Source organism: Pseudomonas sichuanensis, assembly GCF_024749065.1.
Lineage (GTDB): Bacteria > Pseudomonadota > Gammaproteobacteria > Pseudomonadales > Pseudomonadaceae > Aquipseudomonas > Aquipseudomonas sichuanensis.
Genome location: NZ_CP087185.1, coordinates 417,049 through 439,670 on the forward strand (window position 1 = coordinate 417,049; position 22,622 = coordinate 439,670).

18 protein-coding genes are annotated in these 22,622 nt (G+C 65.8%); 10 read left to right on the top strand and 8 right to left on the bottom strand.

Features of this window, described 5'->3' with window-relative positions:
* Positions 1-120: 120 nt before the first annotated feature.
* The 8 genes from glnE to LOY51_RS01970 all read left to right on the top strand — a co-directional run bounded on the left by glnE (position 121) and on the right by LOY51_RS01970 (position 10,192).
* Complete coding sequence (glnE, locus tag LOY51_RS01935) at positions 121-3,054, top strand: bifunctional [glutamate--ammonia ligase]-adenylyl-L-tyrosine phosphorylase/[glutamate--ammonia-ligase] adenylyltransferase (protein WP_258644163.1); 2,934 nt, start codon at positions 121-123, stop codon at positions 3,052-3,054.
* Positions 3,055-3,228: 174 nt separating this feature from the next.
* Positions 3,229-4,278 (top strand): lipopolysaccharide heptosyltransferase II, encoded by a 1,050-nt coding sequence (waaF, locus tag LOY51_RS01940; RefSeq protein ID WP_258644164.1) that lies wholly within the window; start codon positions 3,229-3,231, stop codon positions 4,276-4,278.
* Positions 4,279-5,337: a lipopolysaccharide heptosyltransferase I gene (waaC, locus tag LOY51_RS01945; RefSeq protein WP_125857167.1), complete on the top strand. Its 1,059-nt coding sequence runs from the start codon at positions 4,279-4,281 to the stop codon at positions 5,335-5,337.
* Positions 5,337-6,461 carry a glycosyltransferase family 4 protein gene (locus tag LOY51_RS01950; RefSeq protein ID WP_125857168.1) on the top strand — a complete coding sequence of 375 codons (1,125 nt, stop codon included), beginning with the start codon at positions 5,337-5,339 and terminating at the stop codon, positions 6,459-6,461. Before waaC ends, LOY51_RS01950 begins: the two co-directional genes overlap by 1 nt.
* Positions 6,458-7,264, top strand: a complete 807-nt coding sequence (gene rfaP / locus LOY51_RS01955; RefSeq protein ID WP_125462302.1) for a lipopolysaccharide core heptose(I) kinase RfaP — start codon at positions 6,458-6,460, stop codon at positions 7,262-7,264. Before LOY51_RS01950 ends, rfaP begins: the two co-directional genes overlap by 4 nt.
* Positions 7,264-7,998 (top strand): lipopolysaccharide kinase InaA family protein, encoded by a 735-nt coding sequence (locus tag LOY51_RS01960; RefSeq protein ID WP_258644165.1) that lies wholly within the window; start codon positions 7,264-7,266, stop codon positions 7,996-7,998. Before rfaP ends, LOY51_RS01960 begins: the two co-directional genes overlap by 1 nt.
* Positions 7,995-8,747, top strand: coding sequence for a lipopolysaccharide kinase InaA family protein (locus tag LOY51_RS01965; protein WP_125462304.1), 753 nt, complete (start codon positions 7,995-7,997; stop codon positions 8,745-8,747). Before LOY51_RS01960 ends, LOY51_RS01965 begins: the two co-directional genes overlap by 4 nt.
* A complete protein-coding gene (locus tag LOY51_RS01970) occupies positions 8,747-10,192 on the top strand; it encodes a lipopolysaccharide kinase InaA family protein (RefSeq protein ID WP_258644166.1) in 1,446 nt (481 codons plus the stop codon). The genes LOY51_RS01965 and LOY51_RS01970 overlap by 1 nt, the downstream gene beginning before the upstream one ends.
* A gap of 126 nt (positions 10,193-10,318) precedes the next feature.
* Here LOY51_RS01970 and LOY51_RS01975 read toward each other — a convergent pair whose 3' ends face one another.
* The 7 genes from LOY51_RS01975 to LOY51_RS02005 form a co-directional block, all read right to left on the bottom strand.
* Positions 10,319-10,495, bottom strand: coding sequence for a DUF4175 domain-containing protein (locus tag LOY51_RS01975; protein WP_145964608.1), 177 nt, complete (start codon positions 10,493-10,495; stop codon positions 10,319-10,321).
* Positions 10,492-11,604, bottom strand: coding sequence for a PepSY-associated TM helix domain-containing protein (locus LOY51_RS01980; protein ID WP_258644167.1), 1,113 nt, complete (start codon positions 11,602-11,604; stop codon positions 10,492-10,494). Before LOY51_RS01980 ends, LOY51_RS01975 begins: the two co-directional genes overlap by 4 nt.
* Positions 11,605-11,658: 54 nt before the next feature.
* Positions 11,659-14,097, bottom strand: a complete 2,439-nt coding sequence (locus LOY51_RS01985; protein WP_125857172.1) for a TonB-dependent siderophore receptor — start codon at positions 14,095-14,097, stop codon at positions 11,659-11,661.
* Positions 14,098-14,271: 174 nt separating this feature from the next.
* Positions 14,272-15,216, bottom strand: a complete 945-nt coding sequence (locus tag LOY51_RS01990; protein ID WP_258644168.1) for a FecR domain-containing protein — start codon at positions 15,214-15,216, stop codon at positions 14,272-14,274.
* Entirely contained in the window at positions 15,213-15,731 is a 519-nt protein-coding gene (locus LOY51_RS01995; protein WP_258644169.1) for an RNA polymerase sigma factor, read from the bottom strand. The genes LOY51_RS01990 and LOY51_RS01995 overlap by 4 nt, the downstream gene beginning before the upstream one ends.
* A gap of 292 nt (positions 15,732-16,023) precedes the next feature.
* Positions 16,024-16,734, bottom strand: a complete 711-nt coding sequence (locus LOY51_RS02000) for a 3'-5' exonuclease (protein WP_125857175.1) — start codon at positions 16,732-16,734, stop codon at positions 16,024-16,026.
* Positions 16,731-18,668, bottom strand: coding sequence for a putative nucleotidyltransferase substrate binding domain-containing protein (locus tag LOY51_RS02005; RefSeq protein WP_258644170.1), 1,938 nt, complete (start codon positions 18,666-18,668; stop codon positions 16,731-16,733). The genes LOY51_RS02000 and LOY51_RS02005 overlap by 4 nt, the downstream gene beginning before the upstream one ends.
* 209 nt (positions 18,669-18,877) lie before the next feature.
* Here LOY51_RS02005 and LOY51_RS02010 point away from each other — a divergent pair, with 209 nt between their 5' ends.
* Positions 18,878-19,327: a response regulator gene (locus LOY51_RS02010; protein WP_125857177.1), complete on the top strand. Its 450-nt coding sequence runs from the start codon at positions 18,878-18,880 to the stop codon at positions 19,325-19,327.
* 77 nt (positions 19,328-19,404) lie between these two features.
* Here the strand turns inward: LOY51_RS02010 and LOY51_RS02015 are convergent, their stop codons facing one another.
* Positions 19,405-21,582 (bottom strand): malate synthase G, encoded by a 2,178-nt coding sequence (locus LOY51_RS02015; RefSeq protein ID WP_258644171.1) that lies wholly within the window; start codon positions 21,580-21,582, stop codon positions 19,405-19,407.
* 459 nt (positions 21,583-22,041) lie between these two features.
* Here LOY51_RS02015 and LOY51_RS02020 point away from each other — a divergent pair, with 459 nt between their 5' ends.
* The gene (locus tag LOY51_RS02020; RefSeq protein WP_125462313.1) at positions 22,042-22,560 is read left to right on the top strand and encodes a glycine cleavage system transcriptional repressor; all 519 of its coding nucleotides are present in this window, start codon (positions 22,042-22,044) and stop codon (positions 22,558-22,560) included.
* Positions 22,561-22,622: the final 62 nt, after the last annotated feature.

A 22,622-nucleotide genomic window follows, 5' to 3' on the forward strand; every position in this document is an offset into this window, starting at 1 on the left:
TTTCTTACTAGAAAATCAAGATTTTCAGCTATTTCTAACTTTTGTATGACAGTCCAACCGTGGTCCGGCCCCCGTTCGACCGCTCCAACCCCTCTCTTTCACGCTGATCAAGGATAGACCATGCGCCTGCCTTTGCCGCTCGATCTGCCTGCCGCCCTGCAACCGCTGGTTGCCCGCAATCAACAGTTCCTGCGCGATGCGCTGGCCGGGCACCCTGAGCTGAACCCGGACAGCTGGAGCGTCGAGCAGCGACGGCAGTTCGACCAGGTGTGCGCCGCGAGCGACTTCGTGCTGGCCCAGGCCCAGCGCGACCCGGCCATGCTGTTCGGCCTGCTGCAAGGTGGCGAGCTCGATCGGCCCTATGCTCCGGGCGAGCTGCGTGGGCAGATCAACGCCGTGGCCCAGGCCGCCCAGAGCGAGGACGAACTGGCGCGCAACCTGCGCCGCGAGCGTAACCGCCAACAGCTGCGCATCATCTGGCGCGACATCACCCGCGCCGCGGCCCTGGGCGAAACCTGCCGCGACCTGTCCGACCTTGCCGATGCCTGTATAGATGAAGCCTATGCCTGGCTTTACCCACGCCACTGCCAGCAGTTCGGCACGCCTATCGGCAACCGCAGCGGCGAGGTGCAGCACATGGTGGTGCTGGGCATGGGCAAGCTGGGCGCGGTGGAGCTCAACCTGTCTTCCGACATCGACCTGATCTTCGCTTTCCCCGAAGGCGGCGAAACCACCGGGGTCAAGCGCTCGCTGGACAACCAGGAGTTCTTCACCCGGCTCGGCCAGCGGCTGATCAAGGCGCTCGACCCGGTCACCGTCGATGGTTTCGTGTTCCGCGTCGACATGCGCCTGCGCCCTTATGGCTCGGCCGGCTCGCTGGTGCTGAGCTTCAATGCGCTGGAGCAGTACTACCAGGACCAGGGCCGCGACTGGGAGCGCTACGCGATGATCAAGGCGCGGGTGGTGGCCGGCGACCAGGCGGCCGGCGCGCAGTTGCAGGAGATGCTGCGCCCGTTCGTGTACCGGCGTTACCTGGACTTCTCCGCCATCGAAGCGCTGCGCACCATGAAGCAGCTGATCCAGCAGGAAGTGCGGCGCAAAGGCATGGCCGACAACATCAAGCTTGGCGCCGGTGGCATCCGCGAGGTGGAGTTCATCGCCCAGGCCTTCCAGCTGATCCACGGCGGGCGCGACCTCAGCCTGCAGCAACGGCCCTTGCTGAAAGTGCTGGCGACCCTGGAGGGGCAGGGTTACCTGCCGCCGGCGGTGGTCGCCGAGCTGCGCGAGGGGTATGAGTTCCTGCGCTACACCGAACATGCGATCCAGGCCATCGCCGACCGCCAGACCCAGATGCTGCCGGATGACGACACCGACCGTGAGCGCATTGCCTACATGCTCGGCTTTGCCGACTGGGCCAGTTTCCACGCGCAATTGATGGAGTGGCGCGGGCGCATCGACTGGCACTTCCGCCAGGTGATCGCCGACCCCGATGAAGACGAAGCCGAGGGCGAGCTGGTGGTGGGCGGCGAATGGTCGCCGCTGTGGGAGCAGGCCCAGGATGAAGAGGCAGCCTGTCGCCAGCTCGAGGAAGCCGGCTTCAAACTACCCGCCGATGCCCTGCGCCGCTTGACCGCCCTGCGCGTCAGCCCGTCGCTGCGCTCGATGCAGCGTATCGGCCGCGAACGCCTGGACGCCTTCATTCCGCGCCTGCTGGCCCAGGCCGTGGAGCATGCCAACCCAGACCTGGTGCTGGAACGGGTGCTGCCACTGGTCGAGGCCGTGGCCCGTCGTTCGGCCTACCTGGTGCTGCTCACCGAAAACCCCGGCGCCCTGCGCCGCCTGCTGACCCTGTGCGCGGCCAGCCCGTGGATCGCCGAGCAGATCGCCCGTTACCCGTTGCTGCTCGACGAACTGCTCAACGAAGGCCGGCTGTTCAGCCCGCCCCTGGCGCCAGAGCTGGCCGCCGAGCTGCGCGAGCGCCTGACCCGCATCCCCGAAGACGACCTCGAACAGCAGATGGAAGCGTTGCGCCACTTCAAGCTGGCCCACAGCCTGCGCGTGGCGGCGTCCGAAATCACCGGCAACCTGCCATTGATGAAGGTCAGCGACTACCTGACCTGGCTCGCCGAAGCCATCCTCGACCAGGTGCTGGCCCTGGCCTGGCGCCAGACCGTCAGCCGCCATGGCCAGCCCAAGCGCAGTGATGGCAGCCTGTGCGATCCGGGCTTCATCATCGTCGGCTACGGCAAGGTCGGTGGCATCGAGCTGGGCCATGGCTCGGACCTGGACCTGGTGTTCATCCACGATGGCGACCCGCAGGCCGAAACCGATGGCGCCAAACCCATCGACAGCGCGCAGTTCTTCACCCGGTTGGGCCAGCGCATCATTCACCTGCTGACCACCCAGACCAACTCCGGGCAGCTTTATGACGTCGACATGCGCCTGCGCCCGTCCGGCGCCTCGGGCCTCTTGGTCAGCTCGCTCGGCGCCTTCGAGCGCTACCAGCAGAACGAAGCCTGGACCTGGGAACACCAGGCGCTGGTGCGCGCCCGCGTGCTGGTGGGTTGCAAGCAGGTGGCGGCGGCGTTCGAGACGGTGCGCGCGGGGGTGCTGGGCAAGGCCCGTGACCTGGATAAACTGCGCGCCGAAGTGAGTGAGATGCGCGCCAAGATGCGCGACAACCTTGGCACCAAGGGCACCGCTGCAGGTACCGCGAGCAACGCATTCGATGCCGGGCAACCCTTCGATATCAAGCAGGATGCCGGCGGTATCGTCGATATCGAATTTATGGTGCAATACGCCGCTTTGGCCTGGTCCCACGACCACGCGGCCATACTGCGCTGGACCGACAATATCCGCATCCTCGAAGAGCTGGAGCAGGCCGGGCTGATGCCCGCCGCCGACGCCGTGCTGCTGCGCGAGGTGTACAAGGCGTTCCGTGCGGCCTCGCACCGCCAGGCCCTGCAGAAGCAGGCCGGGGTGATCGATGCGGCGCAGTTCGTCGATGAGCGCCGCGAGGTGCGGCGGATCTGGGGGCAACTGGGGTTGAGTTGAAGCATCGCGGGGCAAGTCGCATCGGCGCACCGCCGCCCCCACGGTGCGTGGGAGCGGGCTTGCCCCGCGATTCGGACCCCAGTGGTACACTGCACGCCACATAGCCTGAATATAAAGAGGGGAGGCCAGGTTGTAACGCAGCCTGCAGCCTCCCCGAATGTTTCTGGATAAAGCATGAAAATACTGATCATTGGCCCCAGCTGGGTCGGCGACATGGTGATGGCGCAGACTTTGTTCCAGTGCCTGAAACAGCAGCACCCCGACTGCGAGATCGATGTGCTGGCCCCCGAGTGGAGCCGGCCGATCCTCGAGCGCATGCCCGAGGTGCGCCAGGCCTTGAGCTTCCCGCTCGGCCACGGCGCGCTGGAACTGGCTACCCGCCGGCGCATCGGCAAGTCGCTGGCCGGCCAGTACGACCAGGCGATCCTGCTGCCCAACTCGCTCAAGTCGGCGCTGGTGCCGTACTTCGCCGGCATCCCCAAACGCACCGGCTGGCGCGGCGAAATGCGCTACCTGCTGCTCAACGACGTGCGCAAGCTGGACAAGGCGCGCTACCCGCTGATGATCGAGCGCTTCATGGCCCTGGCCTACGCACCGGGCACCGAACTGCCGCAACCTTATCCACGCCCCAGCCTGCAGATCGAGGCCCAGAGCCTTGATGCGGCCGTGGCCAAGTTCAACCTGCAGCTGGACCGCCCGGTACTGGCCCTGTGCCCCGGTGCCGAGTTCGGCGAGGCCAAGCGCTGGCCGGCCGAGCATTACGCGCAAGTCGCCGATGCCATGATCCGCCAGGGCTGGCAGGTGTGGCTGTTCGGTTCGAAGAACGACCACCCGGTGGGCGAGCAGATCCGCGAGCGGCTGATCCCGGGCTTGCGTGAAGAATCGTACAACCTGGCCGGCGAAACCTCGCTGGCCGAGGCCATCGACCTGATGTCCTGCGCCAACGCCGTGGTCTCCAACGACTCCGGCCTGATGCACGTGGCCGCCGCCTTGAACCGCCCGCTGGTGGCGGTGTATGGCTCGACTTCGCCGGGCTTTACCCCGCCGCTGGCCGAGCAGGTCGAGGTGGTGCGCACCGGCATCGAGTGCAGCCCCTGCTTCGACCGCACCTGCCGCTTCGGCCACTACAATTGCCTGCGTCTGCTCGAGCCGGCCAAGGTGATCGCCGCCCTGCACCACCTGGGCGGGCCAAACCTGATCGATAGCGTGGCAGAGGTCGACTGAGTGCGGGTCCTGATCATCAAGACGTCGTCCCTGGGCGACGTCATCCACACCCTCCCGGCGCTCACCGACGCCGCCCACGCCATCCCCGGCATCCGTTTCGACTGGGTGGTGGAAGAGGGCTTTGCCGAGATCCCCAGCTGGCACCCGGCGGTCGACCAGGTGATCCCGGTGGCCATCCGCCGCTGGCGCAAGAACCTCTGGCAGACCATCAGGAGCGGCGAGTTCAAGGCCTTCAAGCAACGCCTGCGGGCGCGCAAGTACGACCTGGTGATCGACGCCCAGGGCCTGGTCAAGTCGGCCTGGCTGACCCGCTACGTGAAAGCGCCGGTGGCCGGGCTCGACCGCTATTCGGCCCGTGAAGGCCTGGCCAGTCGGTTCTATGACCGGCGCCTGTCGGTCGCCGTCGGCCAGCACGCCGTCGAGCGCGTGCGCCAGCTGTTTGCCCTGGCCCTGGCCTACGACCTGCCCGAGGGCCTGGGCAACTACGGCCTGGACCTCAACCGCCTGCAACTGCCGCCAGCGGCGCCCTACGTGGTGTTCCTGCATGGCACCACCTGGGCCACCAAACACTGGCCGGAAGCCTACTGGCGCGAGCTGGCCGAACGCATGGGCCGGCGCAAGCTGCAGGTGATGCTGCCGTGGGGCAACCCGGCGGAGAAGGCCCGCGCCGAGCGCATCGCCCAGGGCTTGAATAACTGCCAGGTGCTGCCCAAGTTGAACCTGGTCGGCGTCGCCCGCGTGCTGGCGGCCGCCAAGGCCTGCGTGGCGGTCGATACCGGCCTGGGCCACCTGGCCGCTGCGCTGGATGTGCCGACCATTTCGCTGTTCGGCCCCACCAACCCTGGTTTGACCGGTGCCTACGGACGCGCCCAGATCCACCAGGCGAGCAACTTCCCCTGCGCCCCGTGCCTGCAGAAGAAGTGCACCTACAAACCGAGCGCCGAGGATCTGCGCCGGTTCGATCTCAAACGCGAGTGGCCGCTGTGCTTCACTCGCCTGAATCCCGAGCATGTAGCGGGCCGCTTGAGCGCGCTGCTGCTGGCTGAGGATGTTCGTTGATGCAACTGGCTTTCGTGCTCTACAAATATTTCCCTTTTGGCGGGCTGCAGCGCGATTTCATGCGCATCGCCCTGGAGTGCCAGAAGCGTGGCCACCAGATCCGCGTGTACACGCTGATCTGGGAAGGTGATATTCCGCCGGGCTTCGAGGTGCTGGTGGCGCCGGTCAAGGCGCTGTTCAACCACCGCCGCAACGAGAAGCTCAGCGCCTGGATGGCGGCGGACCTGGCCAAGCGCCCGGTCGACCGCCTGATCGGCTTCAACAAGATGCCGGGGCTGGACGTGTATTACGCCGCCGACGGCTGCTTCGAGGACAAGGCCCAGACCCTGCGCGGTGGCCTGTACCGCCGCTGGGGCCGCTACCGCCATTTCGCCGAATACGAGCGGGCGGTGTTTGCCAAGGATGCCCACACCGAGATCCTGATGATCTCCGAAGTGCAGCAGCCCCTGTTCATCAAGCACTACGACACCCCCGAGGCACGCTTTCACCTGCTGCCGCCGGGGATCTCCCAGGACCGCCGCCGCCCGGCTGATGCCGACGCCATCCGTGCCGAATTCCGCAAAGAGTTCGGCCTGGCCGACGACGAACTGCTGCTGGTACAGATCGGTTCGGGCTTCAAGACCAAGGGTGTGGACCGCAGCCTCAAGGCCCTGGCCGCGCTGCCTTCGGCCCTGCGCAAGCGTACCCGGCTGATGGTCATCGGCCAGGACGACCCCAAGGTGTTCCAGCTGCAGAGCGCCACCCTGGGCCTGGGCGAGCAGGTGCAGTTCCTCAAGGGCCGCAGCGATATTCCGCGCTTCCTGCTGGGGGCCGACCTGCTGATCCACCCGGCGTACAACGAAAACACCGGCACCGTGCTGCTCGAAGCGCTGGTCGCCGGCCTGCCGGTGCTGGTCTCGAAGGTGTGCGGCTACGCCCACTACATCGCCGAGGCCGACAGCGGCCTGGTGCTGGACGACCCCTTCGAGCAGGAGCAGCTCAATAGCTACCTGCAACGCATGCTCGAAGACGCCGAGGCCCGCGCGGCCTGGTCGCGCAATGGCGTGGCCTTTGCCGACAGCGCCGACCTGTACAGCATGCCGCAGCATGCCGCCGACGTGATCCTCGGTCAGGAGACCGCATGAAGCTGATACTGGCCGAACCGTTCAAGCGCCTGTGGGCCGGGCGCGACCCGTTCGAGGCCGTCGAGCAGCTGCAAGGCGAGGTGTACCGCGAGCTGGAGGGCCGCCGCACGCTGCGTACCGAGGTCGATGGCGCGGGCTTTTTCGTCAAGATCCACCGTGGCATCGGCTGGGGCGAGATCTTCAAGAACCTGTTCAGCGCCAAGCTGCCGGTGCTCGGCGCCGGCCAGGAATGGCGGGCCATCCAGCGCCTGCACGAGGTCGGTGTGCCGACCATGACCGCGGTAGCCTACGGCGAGCGCGGCAGTAACCCGGCCACCCAGCATTCGTTCATCGTCACCGAAGAGCTGGCGCCGACCGTCAGCCTGGAAGACTTCAGCCTCGACTGGGTTCGTCAGCCGCCCGAGCCACGGCTCAAGCGTGCGCTGATCGCCGAAGTGGCGAAGATGACCGGCGGCATGCACCGCGCTGGCGTCAACCACCGCGACTGCTACATCTGCCATTTCCTGCTGCACACCGACCGCCCGGTGACGGCGGATGACTTCAAGCTGTCGGTGATCGACCTGCACCGAGCACAGACCCGGGCGACAATCACCCGGCGCTGGCGCGACAAGGACCTGGCTGCGCTGTACTTTTCGGCACTGGATATCGGCCTGACCCGCCGTGACAAGCTGCGCTTCCTGCGTGGCTACTTCCAGCGCCCTTTGCGCGAAGTGCTCAAGGAGGAAGCCGCACTGCTGGCCTGGCTGGAAAGCAAGGCGCAGAAACTCTATGAACGCAAGCAACGCTATGGGGATGCGCTCTGATGGCGGGTTGGACACTGGCGCCGGGCTACGAATGGCTGGCGGCGGACTTCGGTAGTTTGAACACGGTATTCGCCCTGCAGGGCGAACACCTGACCCGCGACCCGCTCAGCGAGGTCATCCGTGTGCAGCTCGACGGCGTCTGGTATTACGTCAAGCGCTACACCGGTGCCGGCAAGCACATGCGCCGTTACCTGGGGCGTCCGCGGATAAAGGCCGAATGGCAGAACCTCAAGCAGTTCGCCAAGTGGGGCATTCCCACCGCCGAGGTGGTTGCCTGGGGCCTGGAACGCAACGGCCTGGCCTTTGGCCGCGGGGCGATGATCACCCGCGAGCTGCCGAACACCGAGGACCTGTCGGCGTTGGCCGAGCGCAACGACCCACGCTTGCAGGATCGCGCCTGGGTCGACCATGTCAGCCGCCAGCTGGCCCGGCATACCCGCGAGATGCACGACCATCACTTCGCCCACAACGACCTGAAGTGGCGCAACCTGCTGGTGGACGATCAGGGCACGCTGTTCTTCATCGACTGCCCGACCGGCGATTTCTGGCGCGGCTTCATGCTCCGTCACCGGTTGATCAAGGACCTGGCGTGCCTGGACAAGGTCGCCAAATACCACCTGTCGGCGACCCAGCGCCTGCGCTTCTACCTGCAGTACCGCCGGCACGCGCGCCTGACTGCCCGCGACAAGCGGCGCATTCGCCAGGTGCTGAGCTTTTTCGAGGGAAGGGAATGACCGATTACCTGGCCAGCGCCGACCAGGCGCTGCTCAAGCGCCATGGCCTGAGCGATTTTGAAGCGCTGTGGGCGCTGCAGCTGGACGCCGTGGACGAGCCCAATACCGGCCGTGGCGGCTGGAGCAGCGTGTTCCGCCTGGAGCTGGAGGGCAAGGGCTACTACCTCAAGCGCCAGTGCGACTACCTGACCCGCAGCCTGCAACGGCCGTTTGGCGAACCGACGTTCGCCCGCGAATTCCGCAACATCAGCCGCTACCAGAAGCTGGATATCCCGGCGTTGCAGGCGGTGTTCTTCGGCGAGCGCAAGCAGGCCGGCCAGCACCGTGCGATCCTCATGACCCGCGCGCTGGATGACTGGAGCGACCTTGAGCGTTTGCTGGAGCAATGGCCGCAGCTGCCCGAGGCGCAGCGCCGGGGCATCCTGCAGGCGTGCGGCCAATTGGCCCGCACCCTGCACGGCGCCGGGCAGATGCATGGGTGTTTCTACCCCAAGCACATCTTCCTGCGCGAGCGCCGCGAAGGCTGGCAGGCGCAGCTGATCGACCTGGAGAAGACCCGCCCGCTGCTGTTCGGTCAGCGCGACCGGGTCAAGGACCTGGAGCCGCTGTTGCGTCGCGCCCGTGCCTGGAGCGAGGCGGATGTGCGCGAACTGCTCGGCGCCTACCTGCAACAGCCGGTGGACAGCGCGCAGGTGAATGCCTGGCTGCAACGCCTGACGCAACGCCGTCGCCATAAAGAGGCCCGCTGATGCACCTGTCCGAACTGAAGGACCTCGGGCGCAGCCCGTCGTTGCCGCTGACCGTCACCCTCGCCGATGCTGCGGGCATGGCTGACCTGCAACTGCTCAGCCTGCTGCGCGTGCTGCCCGGCCAGCGCTATGTCGGCGCCGGTATCTGGCGCGGCACCCCGGTGCTGGCCAAGCTGCTGGTGGGCGCTAACGCCGCCCGCCATTTCCAGCGTGAGCTCGATGGCGTGCGCCTTTTGGCCGAACAAGGCCTGACCACGCCGCAGTTGTTGGCCGATGGCCTGAAGGAAGGCGAGGGCGGCTGGCTGCTGTTCGAGTACCTCGATCACGCCGAAAGCCTGGCCGATGCCTGGGCCGCAGTGGAGCACCTGCCGATGCTCGCCGACGAGCAGCATACGGTGCTGGGCGAGGCGCTGACGGCAGTGGCGCAGATGCACGCCAAGGGCCTGTGGCAGGAAGACCTGCACCTGGACAACCTGCTGCGCCAGGAGGGCCGGGTGTACCTGATCGATGGCGCTGGCATCAAGGCCGAAACCCCTGGCCAGCAACTGTCGCGTCAGCGTGTGCTGGAAAACCTCGGGGTGCTGTTCGCCCAGTTGCCCAAGCGCCTGGAACCGTTCATCGAAGAGGCGCTGGTGCATTACCTGCTGGCCAACGGCGAGCACGCGCTGCCGCTCGAAGCCCTGCTGAAGCAGGTGGACAAGGTGCGCAACTGGCGCCTGAAGGATTACCTGGAGAAGGCCGGGCGCGAATGCACCCTGTTCAGCGTCAAGCGCACCCTGTCGGGCTTGCGCGCGGTGCGTCGCCCACAAGCCGAGGCGCTGCTGCCGGTGCTGGAGCAGGCCGATGCGTTGATCGACCAGGGCCACCTGTACAAGACCGGCGGTGCGGCGAGCGTCGCGCGGGTCGAGGTGGGCGGACGCACGCTGGTGCTCAAGCGCTACAACATCAAGAACACCGCGCACTGGTTCAAGCGCTTCTGGCGCCCGAGCCGGGCCTGGCATTCGTGGATCGAAGGCCACCGCCTGGAGTTCCTCGAAATTGCCACGCCACGCCCGCTGGCAGTGCTGGAAACCCGCACCCTGGGCTTGCGCAACCGCGCCTACCTGCTGACCGAGTATGTCGATGGGCCGGACCTGACCGCCTGCTTTGCGCCGTTCGTGGACAGCGGCGAGGCGCCGGATGAGCAGGTCGAGGCGCTGGTGCAGCTGATGCAGCAGCTGATCCGCGAACGCATCAGCCACGGTGACTTCAAGGGCCACAACCTGTTCTGGGACAACGGCCGCTGGTCGCTGATCGACCTCGATGCCATGTGCCAGCATGCCACCCAGCTCAGCTTCGCCCCGGCATTCGGCCGTGACCGCGCGCGGCTGCTGCGCAACTGGCCGCGCAGCAGTGCGTTGTATCAGCGGCTGGATCAGGTGCTGCCGCGCTTGGCGGAACACTGATCGAAGATCTAGCGTGGGAGCGGGCTTGACCCGCGATGCAGCCAGCACATGGGATGGCACCGGCTACGCCGGTGTTCGCGGGGCAAGCCCGCTCCCACGATCAAGACCGCTGAGGCCAGGGTCTGTCTAGCGTCGCCAGAACCCGCTCAGGCCCAGCACGGCCGAAGCCCCCAGGCCGATCCAGGCCAGGCTATCCCAGACCCCATCCCCGAGCAGCGCGGCGAACAGCCCGACGGAGCTCAGCAGCGCCACCAGCGCCGGCCAGGCGAAGATCCGCCCGGTGCTTTGCGAATTGTGGCTCATGCCCGCGCCTCCTTCGCTTTGCGCTGCTTGCCCCACCACAGGTACAGGCCGCTGCCGAGCACGATGATGGTCAGCACGTCGAGCACGGCCCAGAGGATCTGCATCGGCCGCCCGCCGTAGTCACCAAAATGCAGCGGCTGCGACAGGCCCATGGCGTCCATGTACCACGGGCGCTCGCCGACGGCGGTCACCTGCAGCGTGCGGGCGTCGATCAGTACTGGGGTGAACAGGTGCGAGGTCAGCGGCGTGGCGCCATTCATGAACACCGCGTAGTGGTGCTCGCTGGAAAAACGTGTGCCGGGGAAGGCGATGAAATCCGGGCGCATGCCAGGGGCGGCTTGTTCGGCGATATGCAGCAGCTGCGTGGCCGGTGCGCGTTCGGTGAGGGGCGGCGCCTCGCGGTAGGGCGCGACCATGGCCGCCAGGCTGTCGTTGCGCCAGGCGGCGATGACCAGGTCGGACAGTGCGCTGATCACCCCGGTGACGCCCACCACCAATGCCCAACTGAGGGTGACCACGCCGATCAGGTTGTGCAGGTCGAGCCAGCGCAGCCGTGATGATTTTTCGTGGCGCACGGTGGCGAACTTCAGGCGGCGCATGAACGGCGCGTAGAGCACGGTGCCGGAGACGATCGCCAGCACGAACAACACGCCCATGAAAGCCAGCAGCAGCTTGCCCGGCAGCCCGGCGAGCATGTCCACATGCAGGCGCAGCATCAGCATCATGAAGCCGCCGTTGGCAGCCGGCATGGCCACCGCCTCGCCGGTGCGGGCGTCGAGCATGAAGGTGTGCGAGTCGTTCGGGTCGGTGCCGGCGGTGGCGGCGGTGATCGCCACCACGCCATTGGGTTCGTCTTTCTCGTAACCGAAGTACTGCATCACCTCGCCGGGGCGGTGCTGCTCGGCCTTGAGCACCAGCTGCTGCAGGTCCAGGTGCGGGGTGCCTGCGGGCATCTCGCGCAGCTCTGGGGCTTCGCCCAGCAGGTGCTCGATCTCGTGGTGAAAGATCAGGGGCAGGCCGGTGAGGGCGAGCAGCAGCATGAAGAGGGTGCAGATGAGGCTGGTCCAGGTGTGGATCGCTGACCAGCGGCGGATGGTTGAGCTTTTCATCACGGTACCGTTTACGTCTGTTGGACCGTGGGGCTGCGCAGCAGCCCCGGTCACTCAGAACTTGTAGGTGGCGCTGGCGACGACGCTGCGCTGGTCGCCGTAGTAGCAGTAGAAGCTGTCGCAGGTGGAGATGTAGTCCTTGTCGAACAGGTTGGTCGCGTTGAGCGCCACCGACGCGCCCTTGAGGCTGTTGTCCAGGCGGCCGAGGTCGTAGTGCACCGAGGCGTCGAACACCGTGTAGGCGTCGGCCTTGCCCAGCCAGGTGTTGCCCTGGTCGCCATAGGTATTGCCGGTGTAGCGCGCGCCGGCACCGATGCCGAAGCCATCGAGCACGCCGCTGTGCCAGGTGTAGTCGGCCCACAGCGAGGCTTGCTGGTTGGGCATCAGTTGCAGGCGGTTGCCTTTGTACTGGCCATCCTGCACTTCGGACTTGGCCAGGGTGTAGGCGGCGATCACCTTGAGGTTTTCGGTGACGTCGGAGGTGGCTTCCAGCTCAAGGCCGCGCACCTTCACTTCGCCGGTCTGGCTGGTGACCGGCACCGCGCCGACGAAGCTGGTGACCGAGACGTTCTTCTGGGTCAGGTCATACACCGCTGCGCTGAGCAGGGTGTTGGAGCCGGGTGGCTGGTACTTGATGCCCAGTTCCCACTGCTGGCCTTCGGTTGGCTTGAGCGAGTTGCTCGAGGTGACGTCGGCCTTGCTGGTGGGCTGGAACGACTCGGCGTACGACAGGTAGGGCACCAAGCCCGAGTCGAACACGTAGCTGATCGCCGCGTTGCCGCTGAACTTGCGGTTGAGCTGGCTGTTGTCGGTGTCGTCCTTGATGAAGTGGGTATCGGTCTTCACCCAGTCCTGGCGGCCACCCAGGGTCAGGCGCCAGTTGTCGAGGGCCATCTGGTCCTGGATGTAGAGGCCGGTCTGGCGGGTTTTCTGGTCGTAGTCGTAGAACGCGTCGGAACGTGGCGGGCGGGTGATGGGCGCGCCGGTCACCGGGTTGTTCACATTGATGTCGGTGGCGCTGCCAAAGATCGCCGTGTAGTTGTTGTTCATGCGCTGGTGGTCCAGGCCGAGCAACAGGGTATGGCTGACGGCGCCGGTGTCGAAGTCGCCCTGCAGGTTGTTGTCGACGGCGAACTGGCTGATGTCCTCGTCGACGTTGGTGGTGCCGCGGCCGGTGTTGCCCTGGTCGTCCACGACAAAGCCAAAGGCGGCGAAGGCCGGGTTGTAGCTGCGCACGGTGACGGTCTGGAACGACAGGTCCGACTTGGTGTAACGCAGGTTCTGGCGGAACTGCCAGACATCGTTGATGCGGTGTTCGAACGCATAGCCCAACGCGTAGTAGGTGCGGTCGTAGAAGTCGTAGTCCGGATCGCCGAGGTTCTTGTGGTGGGAGATATCACCGAACGGCATCGAGATCTTGGTGCCCTGGATCGGGTAGAACTGGCTGGTGACGCCGGTGTCGTCACGGGTGAACTGGCTGAGGAAGGTCAGCTTGGTGTCGTCGTCGATGTTCCAGGTCAGGCTCGGCGCAATGTTGTAGCGCTTGTTCTCGATGTGGTCGATCTGCGTGTCGCTGTCGCGCACCACACCGCTGACGCCATAGAGGAACTGGCCCTGGTCGTCGATCTTGCCGGTGCTGGCGAAGTTGATCTGGCGATGGTTGTCGCTGCCGTACTGCACCTGGATCTCGTGGGCGCTTTCGGCTTGCGGGCGGCGGCTGACCATGTCCAGCAGGCCGCCGGGCGGGGTCTGGCCATACACCGACGAAGCCGGGCCGCGCAGCAGGGCCAGGCGGTCGAGGTTCCAGGTTTCGGCTTTCGGGTTGGCGTACACGCCGCGGGGCAGCGGCAGGCCATCGAGGAACTGGGTTGGCTCGAAGCCGCGCACCAGCATCCAGTCATAGCGGGTGTCGCTGCCGTAGCTGGCGGAGACGATGCCCGGCATGTATTTCACGGCGTCATCGAGGCTGTGCACGCCGCGGTCGTTCATTTGCTGGCGGGTGGCAACGGAGATCGAACGCGGTGCTTCCACCAGGGCGGTGTCGGTCTTGGTGCCGGCGGCGGTGCGCTTGGCGAGGTAGCCGTCTACCGGCCCCCAGGCGCTTTCGCTGTCGCTGGCGGCGTTGACGGTGGTTTCCGGCAAGGCCAGGGCCGTTTCGGGGACGGCCACCAGGCTGTAGCTGCCGGCGCTGCTTTGCTGCAGTTGCAGCCCGGTGCCGCGCAGGGCGGCCTGCAGGGCGCCGAGGGCGTCGTACTGGCCGCTGACCGGGGCCGAAGTGCGGCCGCTGACCAGGGCCGGGTCCAGGGCCAGGGTGATGCCGGCCTGGCTGGCGATCTGGTTCAGGGTGCTGGCCAGTGGTGCGCCGGGCAGCGCGTAGGTGCGCAGCGCCGACTGTTCGGCGGCGAACAGGGCGGGGCTGGTCAACGGGGCGGCCAGGCCGATGGCCAGGGCCATCAGGCTGGGGCGAAGCAAGGCATCAACAGCGCGGGACATGCGGCGGCTCCTCGACGGATAAGTGCTATCTGCTTCCTTGCCGAGTGAGTTTTGAAAAGTGACAGGGGGTGGGGGGAAAAAGCTGAAAGTTGCAAGCTTCAAGCTTCAAGAAAAAGCGGGATCTGCGGTGACCCGCTTTTTCTTGAAGCTTGCAGCTCGAAGCTTGCAGCTGCCTCAGCGTGCGCTGACGGTTACCCACCACGGTGTATGCCGCTCGATCTTCACCGGCAGTACCGGTTGCAGCGAGGCCAGCGCCAGGTCGGTGTTGGTCAGCGGGAAGCTGCCGCTCACGCGCAGGTCGGCGACCTCGTCGGCCACCCCCAGGTGGCCGCTGCGGTACTGGCCAAGGGTGGCCACCAGGTCGGCCAGGCGCACGTTGTCGACTACCAGCATGCCGCGGGTCCAGGCATCGGCACCGACCGCTACCGGGCTGACCGCGCCCAGGCCTTCGCTGTTCATCAGCACTTGCTGGCCTTCGCGCAGTACCTGCTCGTCGCCACTGTCGCGAGGTTTGGCGGCCACCGACGATTGCAGGACTTCCAGGCGGGTGCCGTCGGCTTCGCGCTTCACCAGGAAACGTGTGCCCAGCGGGCGCAGGCGGCCATCGGCGGTGCGTACTTGCAGTGGGCGGCTGTCCTCATGCCCGGTTTCCACGGATATCTCGCCCTGGTGCAGCACGATCAGCCGTTGTTCGCCCTGGAAGTCGATATCCACTGCGGTGTGGCTGTTCAGGCTCAGCAGCGTGCCGTCTTCCAGGCGCAGGGTGCGTAGTTCGCCGGTGGCGGTGCGTTGGTCGGCCAGCCAGTAGTCCGGCGACAGCGAGGGCATGCCGGCCCAGGCCAGCACGCCGCCGAGCAGCAGCATGCCGGCCAGCCCGCTGAGCCGTCGGCGCATGCTGGCGCGCGACTGCAACAGGGCATGGCGGGCGGGGCCGGCGGCAGTGTTGAAGCGCTGGTCGAGCAGGCTCAGTTGCAGCCAGGCGCGGGCGTGCTCTTCGTGGGCGGCATGCCAGCGCATGAATTCGTTGCGTTCGTCGGGGCTGCCGCTGCCTTCGTCCAGGCACAGCTTCCAGGCGATGGCGGCGTCCAGCACGGTGCTGGAGACGGGGCTGTTGTTCATGTCGGCTGCCCGTACAGGGCGATGTAGCACTGGCGCATGCCTTGGGCGATGTACTGGCGCACTCGGGACACCGAAACCCCCAGGCGCTGGGCGATTTCGGCATGGCCGAGGCCGTCCAGGCGGTTGTGCAGGAACGCGGCGCGCGCCTTGCTCGACAGCTTGCCGAGCAGGCGGTCGATGGCCTTGAGGTCTTCGAGGATCAGGTATTGCAGTTCTGGCGAGGGCTGTTCGGCTTCGGGCAACAGCGCAAGTTCCGCGAGGTAGGCCTGTTCCAGCGCGGCGCGGCGGAAGTAGTCGAACAGCAGGCCCTTGGCCACGGCAACCAGGAATGCGCGGGGTTCGCGGGGGGCGTCCAGCCGTTCGCGGCCGAGCAGGCGCACGAAGGTGTCCTGGCTCAGGTCTTCGGCGCGCTGGCGGCAGGCCGTGCTGCGTTGCAGCCAGGCGAGCAGCCAGCCGCGATGGTCGCGGTACAGCGCGCTGACCAGTTCGGCGTGTGGGCTCTGCGCAGACGTCAAGGAACGTCCCCCGATAAAGAATGCGTTAACTAACGATAATTATTCGCGATTGTCGCAGAGCCAGGGGTGGGGGCGCAATTGACGCTTATCGGATTGCCATTACGGTTGGATGCTTGCCATCTGTGCAGGAGCGGCCTTGCCGGGGCACTCGACCGGTGGGAAAGGGGCTGCCTTGCAGCTCTTCGCGGGTAAACCCGCTCCCACAGGATTGCGCACAATCTCAAGCCAACACTGTACCTGTGGGAGCGGGTTTACCCGCGAAAGGCCTACAGGGTGACATGAATCGCGGCCGTTAGAAGCCGTGACTCGGCATTTTGCGCCGACGCCACTGTTTAAGCCTTTGCTCCAGCTGCAACGGGCTGTCCAGTTGCTGGCGGCGGGCCTGGCTGAACAGGATCAGGGCCAGCTCGGCGGTTACCTGGGCGTCGGCACTGGCATGGTGGCGGGCTTGGACTTCGAGGCCGAAACGGGCGATCCAGTCATCCAGCCCGGCTTCACGCAGCACCGTGTCGGGGTTGAGCATGGGGGCCAGCTCCGCCACATCGAAAAACGGGTGCCGCAGGCGCAGGCCAAGGCTGTCCTGCAGCGCCCGCGCCAGCATGTGCTGGTCGAACGACGCGTGGAACGCCAGCACCGGGCTGTCGCCAATGAACGCCATGAGGTCGAGCAAGGCTTCTGCCGGATTACAACCGGCGGCCAGGGCGCTGGGGCCGAGGCCGTGGATCAGCACACTGGCGTTGGTCTTCTGCTCGGGGCGGTGCAGGGTGCGCTCGAACTGCTGGCCGAGGTCGATGGCACCATCCTCGATAGCCACCGCGCCGATCGACAGCACCTGGTCGCGGTTGAGGTTCAGGCCGCTGGTTTCCAGGTCGAGCACCACCCAGCGCTGCTCACGCAGGGAGCACACGGCCAGTGGCGCAGGCCCGGGCAGGGTGGCCAGGCGCTGGTGCTGGTGATCGTCCAGCGTGGGCGCCGGTGGGCGCAGCCAGGCGAACAGGTTCACAGCTGGTACCGCAAGGCCAGGCTGCTTTGCAGGCGCTGGGCCTGGCGCAGGGATTCGCGCAGGATGCGCCTGTCCAGGTGGTTGAGGCTGTCTGGGTCGAGGCGGTTGGAATACGCCAGGTTGGCGCGGGTCTGGCGCTGGTGTTGCTGCATGCGGGTCTGCTGGATGAAGTGGTAGGCCTCCTCGAAGGCGGCGCCGTCGAGTGCGTCGATGACGCCCTTGGCGACCAGTTGGCGCAGGCGCTCGAGGGTGTTGCAGGCTTTGATGCCATGGGCCAGGGCCAGCAGCCGCGCGCCGTCGACGAAGGGCGTCAGGCCCTGCACCTTGAGGTCGAGGGTGGCGGCCTTGTCGTCACCCTGGCGGGTCAGTACGAACTCGCGCAGGCGCCCCACCGGCGGGCGTTGGCGCAGGGCGTTGTCGGCCATCATGCGCTGGAAGATGCGGTTGTCGGCCACCTGTTCGAGCAGGCCTTGGCGCAACTGTTCACAGCCTTGTTCATCGCCCCACACGACGCGCAGGTCGAAGTAGATGCTCGAGCCCAGCAGGTTCTCCGGGCTGGCCTCGCGCACGAAGCCGGCGAAGCGCCGCGCCCACTCGCTGCGCGACAGGCACAACTCGGGGTTGCCGGCCATCACGTTGCCGGTGCAGAGGGTGAAGCCGCACTGGGCGAGGTTGTGGTTGATGTGCTGGGCCAGCGGCAACAGCCTGGCGCGGATGGCGTCGGCTTCGGCGCGGTCGCGAGCTTCGAAGAGGATGCCGTTGTCCTGGTCGGTGTGCAGGGTCTGTTCGCGGCGGCCTTCGCTGCCGAAGCACAGCCAGCTGAACGGCACGCCCGGGTCGCCGCGTTCGGCGATGGCCAGTTCGATCACCCGGCACACGGTGTGGTCGTTGAGCAGGGTGATGATCTGGGTGATCTGGGTCGAGGAGGCGCCGTGGGCGAGCATGCGTTCGACCAGTTGGCCGATCTCGCCACGCAACGACACCAGGCTGTCCAGCCGCGGGGCGTGGCGGATGGTGCGCGCCAGGTGCACCAGGTCGACCCGTTGCAGGGAGAACAGGTCGCGCTCGGAAATCACCCCGCACAGGCGCTGGTTGTCCACCAGGCAGACGTGGGCGATATGCCGTTCGGTCATGGCCATGGCGGCGTCGAAGGCGCTGGCCTGGGGGCTCAGGTAGAACGGCTTGGCGGTCATGTAGCGGTCGATCGGCGCGGTCAGCTCGGCGCTGGCATCGGCGACCACCTGGCGCAGGTCGCGCAGGGTGAAGATGCCGGTGGGGTAGCGTTGCGGGTCGACGATGACGATGCTCCCGACCTGTTGTTCGTGCATCAGCCGCACCGCTTCGCGCAGGGGCGTGTCGGGGCTGCACACCACCGGGTGGCGCATGGCCAGTTCGCCCAGCGGGGTGTTCAGCGAATACTGGGTGCCCAAGGTCTCGACCGCTTTCTGGCGCACCTGCTGGTTGACCTGGTCGAGCAGGCTGCTGACCCCGCGCAGGGCGAAGTCGCGGAACACGTCGGACAGGGAGAACACGCGGATGAACGCGGCTTTGTTCAATTGCAGGCAGAAGGTGTCTTCGCCTGCCAGGTGCTCGGTGCGGGTGGCGCGTTCGCCCAGCAATGCGGCCAGCGGGAAGCATTCGCCGCCGGTGATCTCGAAGGTGGTCTCGGTGCCCGGCCGGGTGACGTGCTGGCGCTCGCCGACCACACGGCCCTGCTTGACGATGTAAAAGTGCTCGACCGGGCCGTCGCTGGGCTTGATGATGCTTTCGCCAGCCGCGTAGAAGCGCAGCTGGCACTGCTCCACCAGGTAGGCCAGGTGGCTCTGTTCCATCTGGTTGAACGGCGCAAAGCGCTGCAGCAACTGCAGGGTGCCCTGGATGTTCTGCTGCACTGCGGTTTTGCCCGCCTGGCGGTAGGCGTCCTTTTTGCTCATGAAGCTGACCGTTTCGCTACGCCGAACTATATATATCTATCTATAGGGCTCGGCTTTGTTGTTCTCGGCCTCCATGGTCGGCTGGCCGCCTTGTGGTGCCCATTGGACGTAAGTCTAGAGGCACTGATGGCAAGGCCCCGACGAAAGGCGCACAGGGCGGTGCGGGTTTAGGGTCTTAGGGTTTGAGCGAGATTTTTGACGAGACGACCATGGCTGAGCATGACGACATATTGAGTGACGCCGAGCGTGAGGCGTTGGCCGTGGTGAGCGCGCCGGTGGCGCCCAAGCCGGTGGTACTGGTGGTGGATGACAACCCGGTGAACAGCCAGGCGCTGAGCTTGTATTTGAAGTCCAAGGGTATCGACAGTGTGACCGCAGGCAGTGCCAAGGATGCCCTGAAGATGGTGAGCGGAAAGTTGCCCATTGGCTTGATGATCACTGACCTGCGTATGGAGCCTAAGGATGGACTGGAACTGATTCGAGATATTCGTGGGTCGGAGCGGGCAGCTTTGTCGATCATCGTGGTGTCGGGCGACACCGATGTGAAGGAGGCGGTGGACGTGATGCACCTGGGGGTGGTGGATTTCCTGCTCAAGCCGGTGGACCTGGGCAAGTTGCTGGAGTTGGTGCGGCGGGAGCTGAGACTGGAGCAGGGCTGAAAACGATCGCGGGGCAAGCCCGCTCCCACGAAGTAACTCGTGGGAGCGGGCTTGCCCCGCGATGCGTTGCTGGCTGATTACAGCCCGTTACGCGCCTTGAACTCGCGGCGACGACGGTGCAGCACTGGCTCGGTGTAGCCGTTCGGCTGCTTGGCACCTTCAACCACCAGCTCGATAGCCGCCTGGAACGCGATGTTGTCATCGAAGTTCGGCGCCATCGGGCGGTACTGGGCGTCACCGGCGTTCTGCTTGTCCACCACCGCGGCCATGCGCTTGAGGCTTTCCAGCACCTGCTCCTGGGTGACCACGCCATGGCGCAGCCAGTTGGCCAGCAGCTGGGCCGAGATGCGCAGGGTGGCGCGGTCTTCCATCAGGCCGACATCGTTGATGTCCGGCACCTTCGAGCAACCTACACCGTGGTCGATCCAGCGCACCACGTAGCCGAGGATGCCCTGGGCGTTGTTGTCCAGCTCGTTGCGGATCTCGTCGGCCGACCAGTTGGTGTCGGCGGCCAGCGGGATGGTCAGGATGTCGTCCACCGAGGCCGGGGCACGCTGGGCCAGCTCGCGCTGACGAGCCTGCACGTCGACCTTGTGGTAGTGCAGGGCGTGCAGGGTGGCGGCGGTCGGCGATGGTACCCAGGCGGTGTTGGCGCCGGCCAGCGGGTGGGCGATCTTCTGCTCGAGCATCGCGGCCATCAGGTCGGGCATGGCCCACATGCCTTTGCCGATCTGCGCACGGCCTTGCAGGCCGGTGGCCAGGCCGACGTCGACGTTGTTGTTCTCGTAGGCGCCGATCCACTTCTCGTTCTTCATGGCGCCCTTGCGCACCACGGCGCCGGCTTCCATGGAGGTGTGGATTTCGTCACCGGTACGGTCGAGGAAGCCGGTGTTGATGAACACCACGCGCTCGGCGGCGGCCTTGATGCAGGACTTGAGGTTGACCGTGGTGCGGCGCTCCTCGTCCATGATGCCGACCTTGACGGTGTTGCGCTTCATGCCCAGCAGGTCTTCGACGCGGCTGAAGATTTCGGCGGCGAAGGCCACTTCTTCCGGGCCGTGCATCTTCGGCTTGACGATGTACACGCTGCCGCTGCGGGTGTTCTTGCGGCTGGTGTTGCCGTTGAGGTTGTGCAGGGCGATCAGGTTGGTGAACAGGCCGTCCTGGATGCCTTCGGGGATTTCGTTGCCCTGGGCGTCGAGGATCGCTGGGTTGGTCATCAGGTGACCCACGTTGCGCACGAACAGCAGCGAACGGCCGTGCAGGGTGACGCTGCCGCCGTTGGGGGCTGCGTATTCGCGGTCCGGGTTCATGGTGCGGGTGAAGGTCTTGCCGCCTTTGCTCACGCTTTCGGCCAGGTCGCCTTTCATCAGGCCCAGCCAGTTGCGGTAGACGATCACCTTGTCAGCGGCGTCGACGGCGGCGACCGAGTCTTCGCAGTCCATGATGGTGGTCAGCGCCGATTCCATCAGGATGTCTTTCACGCCGGCGGCGTCGGTGCTGCCGACCGGGGTACTGGCGTCGACCTGGATCTCGAAGTGCAGGCCGTTGTGCTTGAGCAGCACGGCGGTCGGTGCGGCGGCGTCGCCGTGGAAACCGATCAGTTGGGCGTCGTTACGCAGGCCGCTGTTGCTGCCGCCCTTGAGGGCCACGACCAGCTTGCCGCCTTCGATGCGGTAGGCGGTGGAGTCGACGTGGGAGCCGGCCGCCAGTGGCGCGGCTTCGTCGAGGAAGGCGCGGGCGAAGGCGATCACTTTGTTGCCACGCAGCTTGTTGTAGCCCTGACCCTTTTCGGCGCCGCCTTCATCGCTGATCACGTCGGTGCCGTACAGCGCGTCATACAGCGAGCCCCAGCGGGCGTTGGCGGCGTTCAGGGCGAAGCGGGCGTTCATCACCGGCACCACCAGCTGTGGGCCGGCCATGTGGGCGATTTCTTCGTCGACGTTTTGCGTGGTGGCCTGGAAATCGTCTGCTTGTGGCAGCAGGTAGCCGATTTCCTGGAGGAATGCTTTGTAGGCTACGGCGTCGTGGGCCTGGCCTTTGCGTGCCTGGTGCCAGGCATCGATCTTGGCTTGCAGCTCGTCGCGCTTGGCGAGCAGGGCTTTGTTCTTGGGAGCGAGGTCTTTGATGATCTCTGCCGCCCCGGCCCAGAACTTGTCGGCTTCGATGCCGGTTCCAGGGATCGCTTCGTTATTGACGAAGTCGTACAGGGCCTTGGCGACCTGAAGGCCACCGACTTGAACGTATCCAGTCATTGCTTGCCTCACCTCTGCTCAGCTATTTCGCTTTCGCTCTTCTGTATTAAGCCTGTAGCGCTTCTCTAAACACGGCACCAGTGCATGCACTCGTCGGGCGAGCGCGGCTGGGTGCGGCTCGCCAGACTGGCTGGCGGGCGGCTCGCGTATTTTCACAGGCGCCTTGGCAGACATCCAAACGACGCTTTGTAGTCCGCGTCGACGCATACTACATGAAGCAGCAGGCAGGTAAACATCAGACTAAAAGCGTCGCTGCGTGACCGATAAGTCGCGTAGGGTCACGCCGGGAGAGGGTATGTTCGCAAAAAACAGGTGGATTGTTCCAGATAAATCTTGAAACAGTACACGATTGGTCGGCCAGACTGTCCTGCGGCAGGTTGCCGCGCCTTGCCTATACTGATTCGGTCCCTGTTGTTCGGCCGTTTGACACGGCCCTGACCGAACCTGAAGGAGTGGCCTGTGGACCATCTCGTACTCACCGTGATCGCCCCCGACAAGGCCGGGCAGGTCGAACGTATTGCCCAATGCATCGCCGATCACAGCGGCAACTGGCTGGAGAGCCGTATGTCGCGCATGGCCGGGCAGTTCGCCGGGATCCTGCGGGTGGCGGTGCCTGCAGAGAACTACGACGAACTGGTCGTGTCGCTCAATAAATTGTCGAAATACGATATTCGCGTGCTGATCGCCGAGAGCGGCATCGAGCCGTCCTGTACCTGGAAGCCGATCGCCATGGAGCTGGTGGGCAACGACCGGCCGGGCATTGTCCGTGATATCACCCGGTTGCTGGCGGAGCAAGGGGTCAACGTCGAGCGTTTGAGCACCGAGGTGCGGCCGGCGCCGATGAGCAGCGAACCGCTGTTCCATGCCGACGCCCTGCTGGCGTTGCCGTTGACCTTGGCATTGGATGATTTGCAGCAGCGGCTGGAGAGCCTGGCGGATGATCTGATGGTGGAGTTGAAGTTGCGGCCGGAGGAGTGATTCGAAATCGCAGGGGCTGCTTGGCAGCCCTTTCGCGGCACAAGGCCGCTCCTACAGGTGAC